At 64.6% G+C, this 17,172-nt stretch carries 17 protein-coding genes; 13 read left to right on the forward strand and 4 right to left on the reverse strand.

The genetic code is table 11. From position 1 onward, the window contains the following. The first annotated feature begins 13 nt into the window (after positions 1 to 13). The 10 genes from IPF49_16000 (at position 14) to flgL (ending at position 9,761) form a co-directional block, all read left to right on the forward strand. Positions 14 to 694 carry a flagellar hook assembly protein FlgD gene (locus tag IPF49_16000; GenBank protein MBK6289104.1) on the forward strand — a complete coding sequence of 227 codons (681 nt, stop codon included), beginning with the start codon at positions 14 to 16 and terminating at the stop codon, positions 692 to 694. 64 nt (positions 695 to 758) lie between these two features. Beyond that, the gene (gene flgE, locus IPF49_16005) at positions 759 to 2,147 is read left to right on the forward strand and encodes a flagellar hook protein FlgE (protein ID MBK6289105.1); all 1,389 of its coding nucleotides are present in this window, start codon (positions 759 to 761) and stop codon (positions 2,145 to 2,147) included. 14 nt (positions 2,148 to 2,161) lie between these two features. Continuing rightward, positions 2,162 to 2,905: a flagellar basal-body rod protein FlgF gene (gene flgF, locus IPF49_16010; GenBank protein ID MBK6289106.1), complete on the forward strand. Its 744-nt coding sequence runs from the start codon at positions 2,162 to 2,164 to the stop codon at positions 2,903 to 2,905. A 44-nt stretch (positions 2,906 to 2,949) separates the two neighbouring features. Then, complete coding sequence (gene flgG / locus IPF49_16015; protein MBK6289107.1) at positions 2,950 to 3,735, forward strand: flagellar basal-body rod protein FlgG; 786 nt, start codon at positions 2,950 to 2,952, stop codon at positions 3,733 to 3,735. A gap of 15 nt (positions 3,736 to 3,750) precedes the next feature. Beyond that, the gene (flgH, locus tag IPF49_16020; GenBank protein MBK6289108.1) at positions 3,751 to 4,431 is read left to right on the forward strand and encodes a flagellar basal body L-ring protein FlgH; all 681 of its coding nucleotides are present in this window, start codon (positions 3,751 to 3,753) and stop codon (positions 4,429 to 4,431) included. Next, positions 4,428 to 5,534 carry a flagellar basal body P-ring protein FlgI gene (locus IPF49_16025; protein MBK6289109.1) on the forward strand — a complete coding sequence of 369 codons (1,107 nt, stop codon included), beginning with the start codon at positions 4,428 to 4,430 and terminating at the stop codon, positions 5,532 to 5,534. The genes flgH and IPF49_16025 overlap by 4 nt, the downstream gene beginning before the upstream one ends. Positions 5,535 to 5,537: 3 nt before the next feature. Continuing rightward, positions 5,538 to 6,515: a flagellar assembly peptidoglycan hydrolase FlgJ gene (gene flgJ, locus IPF49_16030; protein MBK6289110.1), complete on the forward strand. Its 978-nt coding sequence runs from the start codon at positions 5,538 to 5,540 to the stop codon at positions 6,513 to 6,515. After that, a complete protein-coding gene (gene flgK, locus IPF49_16035; GenBank protein MBK6289111.1) occupies positions 6,508 to 7,980 on the forward strand; it encodes a flagellar hook-associated protein FlgK in 1,473 nt (490 codons plus the stop codon). The genes flgJ and flgK overlap by 8 nt, the downstream gene beginning before the upstream one ends. Next, entirely contained in the window at positions 7,950 to 8,507 is a 558-nt protein-coding gene (locus IPF49_16040) for a hypothetical protein (GenBank protein MBK6289112.1), read from the forward strand. Before flgK ends, IPF49_16040 begins: the two co-directional genes overlap by 31 nt. Positions 8,508 to 8,531: 24 nt before the next feature. Then, a complete protein-coding gene (flgL, locus tag IPF49_16045) occupies positions 8,532 to 9,761 on the forward strand; it encodes a flagellar hook-associated protein FlgL (GenBank protein ID MBK6289113.1) in 1,230 nt (409 codons plus the stop codon). Here the strand turns inward: flgL and IPF49_16050 are convergent. The 4 genes from IPF49_16050 to IPF49_16065 form a co-directional block, all read right to left on the reverse strand. Continuing rightward, positions 9,758 to 10,117, reverse strand: a complete 360-nt coding sequence (locus IPF49_16050; GenBank protein MBK6289114.1) for a hypothetical protein — start codon at positions 10,115 to 10,117, stop codon at positions 9,758 to 9,760. The genes flgL and IPF49_16050 overlap by 4 nt on opposite strands. After that, the gene (gene fliD, locus IPF49_16055) at positions 10,117 to 11,571 is read right to left on the reverse strand and encodes a flagellar filament capping protein FliD (GenBank protein MBK6289115.1); all 1,455 of its coding nucleotides are present in this window, start codon (positions 11,569 to 11,571) and stop codon (positions 10,117 to 10,119) included. The genes IPF49_16050 and fliD overlap by 1 nt, the downstream gene beginning before the upstream one ends. Before the next feature lie 49 nt (positions 11,572 to 11,620). Continuing rightward, entirely contained in the window at positions 11,621 to 12,043 is a 423-nt protein-coding gene (locus IPF49_16060) for a flagellar protein FlaG (protein MBK6289116.1), read from the reverse strand. 103 nt (positions 12,044 to 12,146) lie between these two features. Continuing rightward, a complete protein-coding gene (locus IPF49_16065; GenBank protein MBK6289117.1) occupies positions 12,147 to 13,625 on the reverse strand; it encodes a flagellin in 1,479 nt (492 codons plus the stop codon). A 204-nt stretch (positions 13,626 to 13,829) separates the two neighbouring features. Between IPF49_16065 and fliS the strand changes: the two genes are divergently transcribed. The 3 genes from fliS to IPF49_16080 all read left to right on the forward strand — a co-directional run bounded on the left by fliS (position 13,830) and on the right by IPF49_16080 (position 17,165). Further along, positions 13,830 to 14,261 (forward strand): flagellar export chaperone FliS, encoded by a 432-nt coding sequence (gene fliS / locus IPF49_16070; GenBank protein ID MBK6289118.1) that lies wholly within the window; start codon positions 13,830 to 13,832, stop codon positions 14,259 to 14,261. 118 nt (positions 14,262 to 14,379) lie between these two features. After that, positions 14,380 to 15,813: a sigma-54-dependent Fis family transcriptional regulator gene (locus IPF49_16075; GenBank protein ID MBK6289119.1), complete on the forward strand. Its 1,434-nt coding sequence runs from the start codon at positions 14,380 to 14,382 to the stop codon at positions 15,811 to 15,813. 152 nt (positions 15,814 to 15,965) lie between these two features. Further along, entirely contained in the window at positions 15,966 to 17,165 is a 1,200-nt protein-coding gene (locus tag IPF49_16080) for a PAS domain-containing protein (GenBank protein MBK6289120.1), read from the forward strand. The last annotated feature ends 7 nt before the right edge of the window (positions 17,166 to 17,172 follow it).

A 17,172-nucleotide genomic window follows, 5' to 3' on the forward strand; every position in this document is an offset into this window, starting at 1 on the left:
GGTAACCGCAGCAATGAATGAATTCAACGGGTTCAAGGTCAGCGACAGCGTTTTCGAGCAGTTGTCGTTCAAGACCGAGCCGGCGAAAAAAGAGAACAAGTCGCTGGGGCAGGCAGACTTCCTGCAGCTGCTGATCACGCAGCTCAAGAACCAGGATCCGCTGTCGCCGATGGACAATACCGCGTTCGTGGCGCAGCTGGCGCAGTTCAGCACGGTACAGGGCGTCGAGGACCTCAACAGCAATTTCATCTCGATGAACAACAGCCTCAAGTCGAACCAGGCGATCCAGGCCTCGGCGCTGGTCGGACACACCGTGTTCGTCGATACCCCCACCGCACGGCTGAACAACGCCGGCGAGATTCTCGGCTCGATCACGATCGACAAGGCCACCGACGACACGCTGCTCAACATCTTTGATTCGAACGGTGTGCTGGTGCGCCAGGAACTGCTCGGCAGGCAGGATCCGGGCGAGTTGCGCTTTGCCTGGGATGGGCGCAACGAGGCCGGCGAATCGCAGCCACCCGGTCTGTACCACTTCGAGGCGCTCGGCCTGATCGAGGGCGCGACCAGCGGCCTGGTGACCACGCTTGGGGCCAATGTGAACAGCGTGACGATCGGGCTCAACGGCGACATGACGCTCAACGTGGATGGCGTTGGCCCGCTAGGTATCGATGCGGTCAAGGAAATTCTCTGATCGACGCCCCTGACGAATATTCAAGCAACCGTAGACCACCGAGACAGCAAGAAGGAGAACGACCATGTCATTCAACACCGGTTTGAGCGGCCTGCGGGCCGCAACCGCGGATCTCAACGTGACCGGCAACAACATCGCCAATGCCAGCACGGTCGGCTTCAAGCAGTCGCGGGCGGAATTCGGCGATGTGTACGCGGCCAGTCTCTCGGAGTCGGGTTCGCGCACCATCGGTGCCGGCGTGCTGCTGCAGAAGGTGGCGCAGCAGTTCACCCAGGGCAATATCTCCTTCACCCAGCGCCAGCTCGATCTGGCGATCAACGGGCGCGGGTTTTTCATCCTCAACGAAAACGGCGAGCGCACCTACACCCGTGCCGGTGTGTTCGGGGTCGACAAGGACGGTTACGTCACCAGCAACACCGGTGGCCGCCTGGTCGGCTATGCCGCCAACAGCGAGGGTGAGGTCGATCTGGGCAACGAGGTGGATCTGCGCATCCAGGCCTTCAACCTGCCGCCGCTGCAGACCTCCGAAGTGCGGCTCGGCTTCAACCTCGATGCCTCCGCCGCGGCACCGGACGGAGCGACGTTTCCGGCCTTCGACCCCGATGACCAGCGCACCTTCAACCACGCCTCCTCCGTGAGCCTGTACGACTCCGAAGGTATCCCGCATGTGGGCACCATGTACTACCGCAAGGACCAGCCCGACCCGGCCATTGAAACCGGGGTGAACAATGACTGGTTCGTATGGCTGGAAATCGATGGCACGCTGGTGAATGCGGGCAACCCGGCCAACCCGGTCAACGCGCCGCTTGATATCAATGGCAACAACAGTGCCTACCTGGTGCGCTTTGACGAGGATGGGAAGCTCGATCCCGCCACCAACCACCTGATGGTCGATGACTGGGTACCGGCGCTGCAGATCCAAAGCGTGTTCGATTCCAACGCCGAGCCGCTGGGACCGCTCGGTGGCGCGGCGACCCCGACTTTCAATGGCGTGGTGGACGCGGGGACCTCGGATTTCATGATCGATATTTCCGGTTCGACCCAGTTCGGCGACGATTTCAATATCGACCAGGTCTCCCAGAACGGCTATGGGCCGGGGCAGCTGGTCGGCACCCAGGTGTCGGAGAACGGGATCCTGTTCGCGCGCTACACCAACGGCCAGTCATTGACGCTGGGGCAGATCCTGCTCGCGGATTTCCAGAATGCGCAGGGACTGACACCGCTCGGCAACACCAAGTGGGGCGAGTCCTTCGAATCCGGGCAGGCCGTGCGCGGGCTGGCGACGGCGGGGGTTTTCGGTGCGCTGCAATCGGGTGCGCTCGAGGATTCCAACGTCGACATCTCCGAGGAACTGGTGGGCCTGATCATCGCGCAGCGTAATTTCCAGGCCAACGCCAAGACCATCGAGACCAACAACGCGATCACCCAGACCATCATCAACATCAGGAGCTGATCCGGGGCATTGCGATGGACAAGGCACTCTACACCAGCATGACCGGCGCGAAGCACAACACGATCGCGCAGACGGTGCATGCCAACAACCTGGCCAACGTCAGTACCGACGGGTTCCGCCGCGATTACGTGACGGCGCGCAGCATGGGGATCTATTACGGCGACGGCTTTCCGACCCGCGCGCATGCGCTGGCGGAACGTCCGGCCACCGATTTCGAAGTCGGCACGCTGCGCGAAACCGGGCGCGATCTGGATATCGCGGTGAGCGGCGAGGGCTGGATCGCGGTGCAGGCGCCGGACGGCAAGGAAGCCTACACCCGGGCCGGCAACCTGCAGATCACGCCACTCGGACAACTGTTGACCGGCAACGGTTTGCCGGTGCGCGGCAACGGCGGTCCGATCGCGATCCCCGATTCCAGCAAGATCGAGATCGGCGGCGACGGCACCATCACGGTCCGCGCCCTGGGTCAGGGTCCCGAATCGCTGTCGGAGATCAATCGCATTCGCCTGGTGAATCCCCCCGAGCGGGACCTGGTCAAGCGCGAGGACGGGCTGGTGTATTACCGCAACGGCGAGCGCGCGCCGGTGGATGCGCAGGTCAGCGTGGTCTCGGGTTTTCTCGAGGGCAGCAACGTGAACGCGGTCGAGGCACTGACCGAGATGCTGAGCCTGGCGCGCCAGTACGAGATGCAGGTCAAGCTGATGAAGACCGTCGATGAGGACAGCGAAGCCGCGGCACGCTTGTTGCAGGTCGCTTGATGTGCCGGATGCCGTTCGTTGCAGTTGCCAAGGAGTAAGCGCACATGATGACCGCCCTGTGGGTGAGCAAGACCGGGCTGAGTGCGCAGGACACCCAGCTCGCCACGATTTCGAACAACCTCGCCAACGTGGCCACCGTCGGTTTCAAGCGCGATCGCGTGACCTTCGAGGATCTGCTCTACCAGATCCGCCGCCAGCCGGGTGCCCAATCCTCCGAGAACACGCAGCTGCCATCGGGCATGCAGATTGGTACCGGTGTGCGCATCGTCTCGACCCAGAAGGAGTTCACCGAGGGCAGCCTGCAGGTGACCGACAACGCCTTCGACATCGCGATCAACGGCCGCGGTTTCTTCGAGGTGCTGCTGCCCGATGGCACCACCGCCTATACCCGTAATGGCCAGTTCCAGCTGAGCCGCGATGGCGAGGTGGTGAATGCCGACGGCCTGGTGATCCAGCCGGCGATCACGATCCCGGAAGGTGCGCGCTCGGTCACGGTCGGCAACGACGGCGTGATCAGCGTGGTGCTGCCGGGTGAGGCGGCCGCACAACAGATCGGCTCGCTCACCGTCACCGACTTCATCAACCCGGCGGGGCTCGAGGCGATCGGCGGCAACCTGTTCCTGGAGACAACGGCCTCGGGCAGCCCGACCAACGGGACGCCGGGCCTCGACGGTCTCGGCACCCTGGTGCAGGGCTCGCTGGAGAATTCCAATGTCGAGGTGGTCGAGGAGCTGGTCAACATGATCACCACCCAGCGTGCGTACGAGATGAACGCCAAAGTCATCTCGACCAGCGACCAGATGCTGGCCTACATCACGCAGAATCTCTGAAGGACGCCCTGAGTCATGAAGTTGTTGTTGCTGATTCCGCTGACGGGCTTCGTGCTGCTCGCGGGCTGCGCGGCGCCGGTGCTGCGCGAGATGCCGGACGATCCGAATTACGCGCCCTTCGAGGCAAATTCGGCACTGCCGGAGTTTCAATCCAAGGGTTCCATCCAGTACGCGCGCTTCGGCACCTCGTTGTTCTCGGACCGTCGTGCCGCGCAGATCGGCGACATCATCACCGTGCGCCTCCAGGAAAAGACCCAGGCCAGCAAGGACGCCGACACCCAGATCAACAAGGACAGCGGGGTCCAGTTCAACGAGGGCCTGCTGCTCGGCGACAGCGTCAACGTGGGTGACCACAGCCTGGAGACCAACCTCGAGCAGAAACGCGATTTCAAGGGTGAGGCCGCCAGCTCCCAGAGCAACAGCCTGACCGGCAGCATCGCGGTCAGCGTGATCGACGTGCTGCCCAACGGCTTGTTGCGGGTGCGCGGCGAGAAGTGGCTGCAGCTCAACCGTGGCAACGAGTATATCCGCCTGACCGGCCTGCTGCGCCAGGAAGACATAGGACCCGACAACTCGGTGGCATCGACCCAACTCGCCGATGCGCGGATCGGCTACAGCGGAACCGGCGAACTGGCGCAGTCGAACAATATGGGCTGGCTGGGCAAGTTCTTCAACGGCGGCTGGTGGCCGTTATGAGCACCCTGCGCGGCTTTCTTGCCGTCGTCCTGCTGTTCACCAGTGTCACGGCACAGGCCGAGCGGCTGAAGGATATTTCCACCCTGGCGGGCGTGCGCGGCAACCACCTGATCGGCTATGGACTGGTGGTGGGTCTCGACGGTACCGGTGACCAGACCACCCAGGCGCCGTTCACCTCGCAGTCCTTCCTCAGCATGCTGCGCCAGTTTGGCATCGCGATGCCCGACGGCGTGCGGCTGCAGTTGAAGAACGTGGCCGCGGTCGCGGTGCATGCCCAGTTGCCGCCCTTCGCCAAGCCCGGGCAGAACATCGATGTGACGGTCTCCTCGCTCGCCAATGCCAAGAGCCTGCGCGGTGGCACGCTGCTGCTGACGCCGATGAAGGGCATCGACGGCCAGGTGTATGCACTGGCGCAGGGTGACCTGGTGGTCGGAGGTTTCGGCACCGAGGGTCTGGATGGTTCGAAAATCACGGTGAATGTGCCGAGCGTGGGGCGCATCGCCAACGGCGCGTCGGTGGAACGCAGCGTCGAGACCTCGTTCACCCAGGGCGGCGAGCTGGTGTTCAATCTGTTGCGGGCCGACTTCACCACCGCCAAGCGCGTGGCCGCGCGCATCAACGAGCTGCTCGGACCGGACGTGGCCAACGCGCTGGATGCGGGTTCGATCGGGGTACAGGCGCCGCAGGATATCGACCAGCGCGTCTCCTACATGTCGCTGCTGGAAAACCTCGAGGTCGATCCCGGCGAGGCGCCGGCACGCGTGGTCATCAATTCGCGCACCGGCACCATCGTGGTCGGCAATCACGTGACGGTGGAGCCGGTGGCGATCACCCATGGCAGCATGAGCGTGGTGGTCACCGAGAACACCCAGGTCAGCCAGCCGGGGATGCTGGGCGGGCAGGGGCAGACCACGGTGACGACGCAATCGAATATCGATGTGCAGCAGGAATCGAGTCATATGTGGCAGATGGGCTCGATCACCACGCTCGACCAGCTGGTGCAGGCGGTCAATGCCGTCGGTGCCGCGCCGGGTGATCTGATGGCGATCCTCGAAGCGTTGAAGCAATCCGGCGCGCTGCGTGCCGACCTGATCGTGATCTGAGTCATGAACCCGGGTGTCAGCGCGGCAAACACCTTCAGCGAGTTGCGCGGTCTGCAGTCGATCAACACGCTGGCGAAAACCGACGGCGGCGCCGCGCTGGGGCAGGTGGCACGGCAGTTCGAGTCGTTTTTCGTGGCCCAGCTGCTGAAGGGGATGCGCGCGGCCAACGAGTTGTTCGCCGACGGTGACCCGATGAACACGAACGAGATGCAGTTTCGCCAGGAGATGCTCGACCAGCAGTTGAGCGTTTCGCTGACCGCAGGTGAAGGACTCGGGCTGGCGAGCGTGTTCGAGCGCCAGCTGCGCCAGCAGTTCGGGGCCGATGCCGAGCCCGATGTGCGCCACGCACTCGATCAGAGCGGTCTCGGCGAGCGTCGTATCGAGCGCGCACCGATGCACGCCAGCACGCGCAAGGTGCCAACGGTGGTGCGCAACGCACTGAACCTGATCGAGCCGATCGTGCAGCAGGTTCGCGCTCGCGCCGAGGCGCCGGGCGAATTCACCGACAAGGCGAGCTTCGTGCGCGCGGTGCTGCCGGAGGCGCGGCGGGTAGCGGCGGAACTCGGGGTCGATCATCGGGTGCTGGTGGCACAGGCGGCGCTCGAAACCGGCTGGGGTCAGTCGGTGATTCGTGATTCGGCCGGGCGCAGCAGCTTCAACCTGTTCAATATCAAGGCCGGCAGTTTCTGGGAGGGGCGCAGTGTCGGGGTACGCACGCTGGAATTCCGCAATGGCATCCCGCGGCCCCAACAGGCACGGTTTCGCGCCTACTCGTCGTTTGCCGAAAGTTTCACGGATTACGCGCGGCTGTTGCGCGAAAACGGTCGTTACCAGGGCGCGTTGGCCAACGCCGGCGATCCGGGTCTGTTCATCCAGGGCCTGCAGCGCGCCGGTTACGCAACCGACCCGGCCTATGCCACCAAGGTCATGAGCCTGCTGCGCGACAACGCGATTTCGGGTACGGAGTGGCACGATGGCTGATCTGCTGCGCATCGCCACCTCGGGGCTGGTTGCCTACCAAGGCGCGCTCGCGACCGCCGGGCACAACGTCAGCAACGCCAGCGTCGAGGGCTACAGCCGCCAGCGCGCGGAATTCGCCACCCAGCCGGCACAGTTCCTCAGCGGTTCCTACATCGGCAACGGTGTGCTGCTCGACAGCGTGACGCGAGTGGTCGATGAGTTCGTGACCAGCCAGCTGCGCACCGATGCCTGGGTCTACAACCAGGCGGATACGCTGCGCTTCTACAACGAACAGATCGACAGCATCCTGGCCGATCCGGATGTCGGCCTGTCGAAGCGCATCGACAGCTTTTTCAACAGCGTGCAGGCGGCATCCGCCGATCCGCGCTGGCTGCCCGGGCGCCAGGTCGCGGTCAGCGAAGCGGTGGCATTGCAGTCGCGCTTCTCCGCGCTCTATACGCGACTCGCGGATATCAACTCCAGCCTGAACGCCCGTATCGACACGTTTGCGGACGATATCAGCGGGCTCGCGGGCAATATCGCACGGCTGAATCAGCAGATAGAGGTTGCGGTCGGCGGGGTGGTGGCCGATCAGCCCAACGACCTGCTCGATGAGCGCGAGCGCTATATCCAGCAACTCGCGGAAATCGTCGATGTGCAGGTCGTGACCCAGGGCAAATCGACCAACCTGTTTCTCGGCAAGGGCCAGGCACTGGTGGTCGGCTCACTGGCCTACAAGGCGGTCAGCGTGACCGACAATTTCGACCCGACCCGCAAGCAGCTGGCGCTGGTGCTCAATGGCGCGAGCCGCGTGGTCACCAATGACACCACCGGTGGCAAGCTCGGTGGCGTGCTGCAGTTCCGCGAGCAGGTGCTCGACGAGTCGTTCAACGCAATCGGGCGGGTGGCGATCGGAATTGCCGACGATGTGAACCGCCAGAACCAGCTCGGCATGGATCTCGACGGCGATCTCGGCGCACTGGTGTTCAGTGACGTCAACGATCCCGAAGCGGCGCGGTTTCGTGCCCGCGCCGCCGCGGACAACGATCCCGCCTCGACCGGCGGCGTACGGATCTTCATCGACGATCCCGCGTTGCTCACCACCAGCAACTACCAGCTCGACATCGGTGCTGGCGGCTCCTGGCAATTGTTCCGGTTATCGGACTCGAACATCGTGGCGAGCGGTGCCGGCCCGCTCACCGACACCCTGGTGACGGTCGATGGCTTTACCGTAGACCTGAACCTGAGCGAAGTACCGCCGGGAAATTTCGTTGCCGGCGACAGCTTCATCATCGAGCCGACGCGGCGCGGCAGCGATACCTTCCGCGCTGTGATCACGCGCCCGGAGGATTTCGCCTTCGCCCAGCCGGTACGGGCCGGCAACGATATCGGCAATATCGGCGACGGCGTCATTGCGACCGATACGACCTTCGACGTGACAACGCCGATTTTGCCGTGCCGGGCGCGCTCACGCCGCCGTTGCTGATCCGCTTCACCAGCGCGACCAGTTACGAGGTGCGGGATGCGAGAGCCCCGATCGTGCTGGCGTCGAACCTGCCCTATTCGCCGGGTACCACGAACACGCTGTTCAGCACCAACCCCGGAGACCCCGATTATTTCGGCTTCCAGCTCACGCTGAGCGGCAGCCCGGTTGCCGGCGATCTGTTCAATGTCCAGTACAACACCGGCGGGACCGCGGATAACAGCAACGGCTTGGCTTTAGCCGCGCTGCAAACGGCCGATAGACTGGCCGGGGGCAGTGCGAGCTACCAGAGCGCCTATGGTGAGCTGGCGGGTTTCGTCGGCACGGTGACGCGTCAGTCGCGGATCGAGACCGATGCCGGCAAGGCGCTGCTCGAACAGACGAGCCAGACCCGCGAGTCGATCTCCGGTGTCAACCTGGACGAGGAGGCCGCCAACCTGATCCGCTTCGAGCAGGCCTACAATGCCTCCGCGCAGGTGATTGCGATTGCGCGCTCCACCATCGAGTCGCTGTTCGATGCGTTCCGTTGAGCGAGCGCGGTCGGGGATCGTACGATGAGAATATCCTCGCTGCAGGTATACAACGCGGGCGTGCGCCAGATGAACGATGCGCAGGCCGCGGTGCAACGCTCGCAGGCCGAGATTTCCTCCGGCAAGCGGGTGATCACGCCCGCGGACGATCCGTCCGCGGCGGCATTGGCGCTGCAGATCGAGCAGAGCCTGGCGCTGAACGAGCAGTATCTGCGCAATGCCGACTTCGCTGAGCGCGACCTGCGCCAGGAGGAAACCCAGCTCGAGGCGGTTGAGAACGTGTTGTTCCGGTTGCGCGAACTGGCGGTGCTGGCCGGCAACGGCGCGCTATCGGTGGCCGAGCGCGGCGCGATCGTGATCGAGGCGGAGCAGAAGCATGAGCAGCTGCTGGGGATTTTCAATACCCGCACCGCGAGCGGCGACTACATGTTCGCCGGCGCGTCCGGTGGCACCATGCCGTTTGTCGAGCGCGACAATGGCGCGGTGACCTATGCCGGAGACCAGGGCCAGCGCAAGCTCGCGGTGGCGCCGGGCGTGGAAGTCGCGGTGAGCGACAGCGGACAAAAGCTGTTCGTCGACGTGCCTGCCGCGAACCAGAACTTTACCGCGCACAGGACAGGGGCCAACTCCGGTGCCGGGGATATCAGCACCGGTCGCGTCGTCGACCAGGCCGCGTTCGATGCGCTCTACCCCGATGACCTGCTGCTGATCTTCGACAACCCGCCCACCACCTACTCGGTGGTGCGGCGCAACCATGCCAACGGCACCCAGACGGTGTTCGCCACCGCACAACCCTTCGTGACCGGCCAGATCATCACGCTGGCCGGTACCGAGACCCGCATCAGCGGCAGTCCGGCGGCGGGTGACCGGTTCCGGATCAATTCCTCGCCAACTCAGTCCCTGCTCGAGACCGTACAGCGATTCGTCGACGGCTTGAAGGCATCCCCCGATACCACGGCAGGGGCCGCGGAACGCGCGCGCGTGGTGGCCGAAACGCTCGACAATCTCGATCTGGCCGAGCAATCCGTGTTTGGTTCGCGCGCCGAATTGGGCACGCGGCTTGACCTGGTCGATGATCTGCGCGCGGAGCAGCAGGATGTTGCGCTGATCCAGCAGGGCCTGCTATCGGATACGGTCGATGTGGACTTCAATGAGGCGGCCAGCCGGCTGGCATTCCAGAACTTCGTGCTGCAGGCGGCACAGCAGAGCTTTGCCAAGTTCGCCAATCTCAGTCTGTTCAACTTCCTGCGTTAGGGCCGCGATCCGGGCTGGAGTTCCTGGGCGTGGTAGGCGGTGATCGCGCGCTGCTTGTGGCGCGTGCTCGCCGAGGTGCCGGCGGCTTCGGTGAGCAATACCCTGCCGCGGTGCACGAGTTTCTCGTTGGCGGCATTCAGCCCGTGCAGCAGCGACAGCCGCAACGATGCACTGCGCGCATCGGCGGGCCAGGCCTCGAAAAATCCGACGACCTCGCGATGGCGCTGCACGGCAAGGTCGCGGGCGTCCATCGCGGCATCGTCCTGGAGCGCTGCGGCAAGCCGCTTGCCGAGCTCTTCGATCCGCTCCCAGGCGGCCTGCAGATTGGCGGGCAACCGCGCCATGGGTTCGCTCATCAGTTATTGCCGCCGGTATTGCCGCCGATGATGTTGGCGGTGGTCTGCAGTTGTGCGAGCAGGAAGTCGCCGCTCGATTGCAGCTGCGAGACCAGCGCATCGAGCGCGGTGAAACGGTCGCGGTACTGCTTCTCGATTTTCTCGAGCCGCAGTTCCAGCTGGTCGCGCTGGTCCGCGATCGACTTGATCTGGCGGTCAAAGCCCTCGCTGCGCGTGGCGAGACTTCCGTCGCGCCCGATATAGCTCTCGAGCGCGTCGTCGAGACGCTTGGCGACGCCGTTCTCGGAGGCGAACAACTGGCTCACATCGGCAAAGTTGCTGTCCAGCGCGGTGTTGAAGCGCGTCGTGTCGAGCTTGAGCGTGCCATCGCTCTGGGTGCTGATGCCGAGTTCGGCGAGCGTGCCGAACGTGCTGGTTCCCTCGACGCTGGAGGAAATGATGCCGCGCAGTCGAAACGCGATGCCGCGCACCGTCGAATCGCCGTTGAGCGGCCCGGCAGTCCCGGTCGCGGCGTCGTAGCGCGACACCTCGCTGATGGTGTTCACGACCTCGTTGTAACTCTTCACGAAGGCCTGCACCTTGCTCGTGAGCTGCGCGCGGTCCTGCGCCACGGTGAGCTGCGCGACCTCCGGAGCGAGCGGATCGGCGGGCTCGCGCTGGGCGGTGATCGTCACTCCGGCGATCACGCCGCTGAAGCTGTTGCTGCTACTGAACGCGGTGAAGCCATCGACCGCGATCCGCGCATCGACAGCGGCCTGTTGCTGCGCCAGCTGGCTGCCGGGAAGGTCCGTGGCGGAAAAGTGGAAGCGCGACAGCCCCTGGTTGTCGGTGTGATTGCCGTCGCCGTCATTGACCGCGATGCCGATGGTGTTGGCCGCGCCGGTGCCCGCACCGCCCAGCACCAGGCGCGTGAGCGTTCCGGCACCGGCATCGAGCGGGTCGGCCGCCACCACGATCAGCGAGGCGGTGACGCCGGGGTTGCCCGGCGCGCTATTGATCAGGCCCTCGAGTTCGGCCAGCGTCGTGGTGGCCGTGGTCGTGACCTGGAAGGTGGTGGTGCCCGAGCTGATGTCCAGGGTGCCGGCACCGACGGTGGCGGTGGAGCTGGCAAAGTTCGCGGTGCTGACCAGCTTGTGCGCGCGAGCGAGGTTCAGGACCTGCACATCGTATTGCGCCGCCAGCGCGGTGCTGTCGGCGCTGGCCGAGAAGTACGAAGGGATGCTGGAGGTCGCGGTGCGCGCCTGCAAGGCCCCGGCATCGAGCAGGCCGGCGAGGCCGTTCCTGAACTGGTCGAGTACACTCCTGAGGCCGCCGAAGGCCGAGATATTGGCCTGGATCGTGGCTTCTTTGGCCGCCAGGCTGTTGAGTTTCGGGGTGCGCTCGGCCGCGATCAGATTGTTGATCAGGCTCTCGAGGTCAAGCCCCGAACCCACACCTACCGCGCCAACTGCCATCTACTGGATCCTCGCCTGCCGGGCACCGCTCATTGGCGCACATTACACCTCAGGCCTGCTCCTCGAGCAACAGGCCGCTACCGCCGAGGCTCGATCCGCTCTGTTCGCGCAGATCCTGCAGGGCCTTGGCAACGCGCACGATTTCCTCGGACGGTATCTGGCGTATCAGCTCATCGGTCTCGCGGTCGAACACCGAGACGATGGTGCGGCCGGTGTCCTCGTTGACCACGAACGACAGCGAGCGGCTCTGCACCGCGGGTTGCTGCTCGAATTCCGCGACCAGCTGTTGCAGGGACTCCTGGCTCAGTTCGCGTGCGCGTTGATCTGCCAAGGGTACGGAGCGAGCGGCTTGTTGTGCAGCCGGCGCCGATTGCGCCGGTGCGGTACGGCCGTTGCCGCTTGCCGCGGCATTGACCGAGGCGGCCGGCAACGGATCGCGGGAGGGCGATCGAATCAGGTTTTGTACAGGCACTGTCTCCATGTCATCAGTACCAAATCATGGCGTATAAAAAACGATAACCGCAGGAGTCCGAGTCACGACTCATCCTCCCGCGGTGTCACCAGGGCGCTGCTTCTTACTGCAGCAGTGCCAGCGTGGCCTGCGGCAGCGCATTGGCCTGGGCCAGTACCGAGATGCCGGCCTGTTGCAGGATCGAGGCCCGTGTCAGGTTGGCGGTTTCCGCCGCGAAGTCCGCATCCAGAATCCGGCTGCGCGCCGCGGTCACGTTCTCCGCCACATTGCTCAGGTTGGAAATCGTGCTGAGCAGGCGGTTCTGAACGGCACCGAGGCTGCCGCGCGCGTTGTCGATGAACTGCAGCGCCGCATCGGCAACCGCGATCGCGCTCTGCGCCCCGGTCTGGGTACCGATGTTGATCGCAGCCACGCTGCTCAGGGCGCTCGCGGTGGTGGCCGCGGTGAAAATCGTGCCGGTCACGCTGGTGGCCGCCGAGAATGCCTGGAAGCTGGTGAAGCTCAGGGTTGCACCGACCGCGCTCGAGTCGTTGCCTGCGCCGGTGAGGGTAACGGCTGCGCCTGAGCCGCCGGTCAGGGTGGCGGTCTTGGTGGCGCTACTGTTGTTGAAGTCCTGGATGAACAGGTCACGGCCCTCGGCGTTGACCAGCGAGATGGTCGCGCCGTTGGCGGTCGCGGACACGCCGCTCGCCGCCGAGCCGGCGTTGATCGCATCGGCCAGCCCCTGCAGGTTGGACACGTCGGTTACCTGCACGCTGATTGCGGAGGTGTACGCGGTGTTGCTCGCCGTGGTGCCGCTGCGGGTACCGATGGTAAAGCTCACGGTGCCCGCCTCGGAAATCGCGCCCAAGGTGGCAGTGGTGCGCGCGGTCAGATCGACGCCGGTGCTGGCATTGACTGCCTTGACCTGCTGCGCCAGCGTGTTGCCGCTGGTGCCCGCGGCGACCGCGATGACAGAACTGCCGAGTGCGCCCGACAGGGTCAGGTTCTGGGCTGCCGTGACGTTGGCGGGTGCGGTGGCGGCAGAGGCGACAGCCGCGTTCGCGGTGCCGGTGTTGGTGACGGTATTGGCACCGATATTGGTGGCACGGGCATTCGCGATGCTGATCGAGATGGTCTCGTTGGCATTGGCGCCGACCTGGAAGGTTTCGGTGCCGAAGGTGCCGTCGAGCAGTTTACGACCGCCGAAGGTGGTGGTTTCGGCAATCCGGTTGATTTCCTGCTGGATCTGCGCGACTTCCGCCTGCAGTGCCGAGCGCTCGACGCTGGACTGGGTGCCGTTGGCCGACTGGATCGACAGTTCGCGAACCCGCTGCAGCAGTTCGGATGTCTCCGACAATGCGCCTTCCGCGGTCTGCGACAGGGAGATGCCGTCATTGGCGTTGCGCACCGCCTGGTTCAGGCCGCGCACCTGCGAGGTGAAGCGGTTGCTGATCGCAAGACCGGCCGCATCGTCCTTCGCGCTGTTGATACGCAAACCCGAGGACAGCCGCTGCAGCGAGGTCGAGAGCGACTGCTGGGTGGTGTTCAGGTTGCGTTGGGCATTGAGCGAAGGAATGTTGGTATTGATGATCTGGGGCATTGTGCATCTCCTTGGTACAACACCCCGTGCCCGGGGCTGCTGGTTGATATCCGTCTTGAAACACCTGCCGGCAAATTCGGCATTCGTGATCGTTATCGACGCCTGCCCGCCAAACTTTAGAAAAATTATTCAAATCGTTTTTCCGGGCTTGTGCGACGAGTCCGGGTTAAAGTGTGGCCACCGACTGCCGATACGCTCGATGCCATGCCAAACCAATCGTCCGCCCGGAGGTTCCAGTCCGTGTACAACAAGTCCGCGCTTTCCCAGTATCAGCAGATAAATGCCCAGACCGGAATCGTTGACGCCGATCCGCACCGCCTGATCCAGCTGCTGCTCGATGGCGCGCTGGATCGTATCGCCCAGGCCAAGGGTGCACTCGCTGCCGGTGACGCGGCCGCGATGGGCGAGGCGCTCGGCAAGGCGCTGGGGATCATCAGCGGCCTGCAGGCCTCCCTCAACAAGGAAGACGGCGGCGAGATCGCGGAAAACCTCGATCGCCTTTACGACTACATGACGTTGCGCCTGCTGGCGGTTCACCGCGAGCGCAAGGCCACCCCCCTGGATGAAGTCGGCGGTCTGCTCGGCACCATCAAGAGCGGCTGGGAAGGCATTCGCGAGCAGGCCAGCATCGCCTGAATTGACGTTTTATTGACTGGATATTTGCCATTGCCAGTCTTTTTTCTGTCGAAACCCGGTCTGTCCCGTCTATACTCTCGCCGCAAGCATATAACAGCAGGCAGGGGATTCTCGGCGCATGACAAGCAGCTGTCGCATACTGGTGATCGATCCGGAACCGGCCCGTCGCGGTGAAGCCGCGACCATCCTGCGCTTTCTCGGCGAACACCACGAAACCTATCCGCAACTGCCAAAGTCCGCGCTGAACGAACCCACCATGGCACTGGTTGCCGCCGGCCAGGCGGCGGCCGACATCGATGTGCTGCTGGCCGAACTGCAGCGCCGCGACCCGGGGCTGCCGGTGCTGTTGCTGGGCGGCGAGGAGGTCACCGACGGGGCGTCGGCGAGCCCGGCAAACCTGATCGGACGGCTCGAATGGCCACTGCAGCACCGGCGCCTGATCGACGAGATGCACCGCGCGCGCATTTACCGCGAGCAGTACGCGGCCAGCCGTGGCCGTGCCCAGCAGGAAGTGAAACTGTTTCGTTCGCTGGTCGGCATCAGTTCGGGGCTGCAGGTGGTGCGCCACCTGATGGCGCAGGTTGCCGACACCGACGCGACGGTGCTGGTGCTGGGGGAATCGGGGACCGGAAAGGAAGTCGTGGCGCGCGGAATCCACCAGAACAGCCGTCGCCGCGCGGGGCCGTTCGTGCCGCTCAACTGCGGTGCGGTGCCGGCCGAGCTGCTCGAAAGCGAGCTGTTCGGGCACGAGAAAGGCTCGTTCACCGGTGCCGTGAGTGCCCGTTGCGGACGTTTCGAACTGGCACGCGGCGGCACCCTGTTTCTCGACGAGATCGGCGATATGCCGCTCGCGATGCAGGTCAAGCTGTTGCGGGTGCTGCAGGAGCGCAGTTTCGAGCGCGTCGGCGGCAACCAGACGCTCGAGGCCGATGTGCGTATCGTCTGTGCCACCCACAAGAATCTCGACGAGATGATCGCGCAGGGCAGCTTTCGCGAGGATCTCTACTACCGGATCAACGTGTTTCCGATCGAGATGCCGCCATTGCGCGAACGCAGCGAGGACCTGCCGTTGCTGGTCAACGAACTGGTCGCGCGGCTCGAGCGCGAACAACGCGGCTCGGTCAGCTTCACCTCCTCGGCGATCGAATCGCTCGCCAGGCACCCGTGGGCGGGCAATGTGCGCGAGCTGGCCAATCTCGTCGAACGGATGGCCATCACCTATCCCGGCGCGGTGGTCGGGGCGCGTGACCTGCCGCTCAAGTTTCGCCATGTCGAGGAGCCGGAGGAAGACTTCGCACATGTGCCCGCGGTGCCTTGTACGCCGGCACCTGTCGCGGCTCTCGACTCGCAATCGGGCCTGCTGCCGATCAGCGGACTCGACCTCAAGGAGTACCTGCAGGGTCTCGAGAGGAGCCTGATCGAACAGGCGCTCGATGACTGTGTCGGGGTGGTCGCACGCGCCGCCGAGCGGTTGCAGCTGCGGCGCACGACCTTGGTGGAGAAAATGCGTAAATACGATCTGCTCAATCGGGGTGATGCGGCGGAAGCTTGACGAATTGAACTTTACAATCAATAACCTGTTGAATTAAAAGAATAAAAAAATACGGCATCAGATTTGCTTTGCCTCCGCGAAACGTCAAGATTCCGGAGGGCCCCCGGCGTGACGCACGCTGTACACAATATCCCGCTGCCCATGGTGGTGCCATGAGCGCCCCTGCGCGGGCGCCGGCAATTCGTGACAGCAACGAATTGCAGGCCGCCTTTGCGCAGTTCAACCGCGTCTCGGGCGAACTCACTGATTCCTATCGCCTGCTCGAGCAGCGGGTGGAGCAGCTTTCCACCGAACTCGACCAGGTGGACCGTGCACGGTTGCGCGAACTCGAGGAGCGGGAGCGTCTGTCACAGCGCCTGCGCAGTCTGCTCGACCTGCTGCCGGGCGGCGTGGTGGTGCTGGATCCGCAGGGTGTGGTCTGTGACTGCAACCCGGCCGCGCGCGAGATGCTGCAGGTCGAGCTGGCGGGGCAGCGATGGGTCGACGTGATCCGCCGTGCCTTTGCGCCACGCCCCGACGATGGTCACGAAATCTCGCTTGCCAGCGGGCGCCGGGTGAGTGTGGCGACCCGCTCGCTCGATCGCGACTGGGGCCAGGTCGTGCTGCTGACCGACCAGACCGAGACCCGCGAGTTGCAGGATCGGCTGAGCCGCCACCAGCGGCTGACCGCCATGGGCCGGATGATGGCCGCGCTGGCGCACCAGATCCGTACGCCGCTGGCCGCCGCGATGCTTTACGCCGCGAATCTCTGCGAGGCGGATCTGCCGCCCGAGCAGACCCGCAAATTCTCCGCGCGGATCCTGGCGCGCCTGAGCCACATGGAGCAGCAGGTGCGCGACATGCTGGTATTCGTGCGCGGCGATGCCCAACCGACCCAGGCCGTGACGATCGAGGAGCTGGTGCGGGGTATCGAGGCCGCGCTCGAGGCGCCGCTGGCGGCGGCGCAGGCACGCTGCGAGTGGCGGCTCGGCTGCGATACCACGCTGGTGCTGCAGGGCAATCGCGAGGCGCTGATCGGCGCGGTGCTGAACCTGGTGAACAACGGGCTCGAGGCGGGGGGACGGGGCTGCGTGCTCGGACTCGCGATCGAGCGCCGCGAGCAGCAGATCGTGATCACCGTTGGCGATGATGGCCCGGGCATGAGCGAGCTCCTGCTGGCGCGGATCGAGGAGGAATTCTTCACCACCAAGGCACAGGGAACCGGGCTCGGGCTGGCGGTGGTCAGGTCGGTGGCAAGAGCCCACGGGGGACGACTCGAGCTGCAGTCGCGACCGGGCCAGGGAACGCGGGCGAGCGTGGTATTGCCGTTGCTGCGCAATGCGGGCGTCACGGAGGCGAGTGTTCATGGCTGACAACAGA

The sequence above is a fragment of the Gammaproteobacteria bacterium genome (assembly GCA_016705365.1).
GTDB lineage: Bacteria > Pseudomonadota > Gammaproteobacteria > Pseudomonadales > UBA5518 > UBA5518.

Bases quoted from the DNA above. Each gene is read 5' to 3' on its own strand.
- IPF49_16000 (MBK6289104.1), top strand. From the start codon at position 14: ATGAATGAATTCAACGGGTTCAAGGTCAGCGACAGCGTTTTCGAGCAG.
- flgE (MBK6289105.1), top strand. From the start codon at position 759: ATGTCATTCAACACCGGTTTGAGCGGCCTGCGGGCCGCAACCGCGGAT.
- flgF (MBK6289106.1), top strand. From the start codon at position 2,162: ATGGACAAGGCACTCTACACCAGCATGACCGGCGCGAAGCACAACACG.
- flgG (MBK6289107.1), top strand. From the start codon at position 2,950: ATGATGACCGCCCTGTGGGTGAGCAAGACCGGGCTGAGTGCGCAGGAC.
- flgH (MBK6289108.1), top strand. From the start codon at position 3,751: ATGAAGTTGTTGTTGCTGATTCCGCTGACGGGCTTCGTGCTGCTCGCG.
- IPF49_16025 (MBK6289109.1), top strand. From the start codon at position 4,428: ATGAGCACCCTGCGCGGCTTTCTTGCCGTCGTCCTGCTGTTCACCAGT.
- flgJ (MBK6289110.1), top strand. From the start codon at position 5,538: ATGAACCCGGGTGTCAGCGCGGCAAACACCTTCAGCGAGTTGCGCGGT.
- flgK (MBK6289111.1), top strand. From the start codon at position 6,508: ATGGCTGATCTGCTGCGCATCGCCACCTCGGGGCTGGTTGCCTACCAA.
- flgL (MBK6289113.1), top strand. From the start codon at position 8,532: ATGAGAATATCCTCGCTGCAGGTATACAACGCGGGCGTGCGCCAGATG.
- IPF49_16050 (MBK6289114.1), bottom strand. From the start codon at position 10,117: ATGAGCGAACCCATGGCGCGGTTGCCCGCCAATCTGCAGGCCGCCTGG.
- fliD (MBK6289115.1), bottom strand. From the start codon at position 11,571: ATGGCAGTTGGCGCGGTAGGTGTGGGTTCGGGGCTTGACCTCGAGAGC.
- IPF49_16065 (MBK6289117.1), bottom strand. From the start codon at position 13,625: ATGCCCCAGATCATCAATACCAACATTCCTTCGCTCAATGCCCAACGC.
- fliS (MBK6289118.1), top strand. From the start codon at position 13,830: ATGCCAAACCAATCGTCCGCCCGGAGGTTCCAGTCCGTGTACAACAAG.
- IPF49_16075 (MBK6289119.1), top strand. From the start codon at position 14,380: ATGACAAGCAGCTGTCGCATACTGGTGATCGATCCGGAACCGGCCCGT.
- IPF49_16080 (MBK6289120.1), top strand. From the start codon at position 15,966: ATGAGCGCCCCTGCGCGGGCGCCGGCAATTCGTGACAGCAACGAATTG.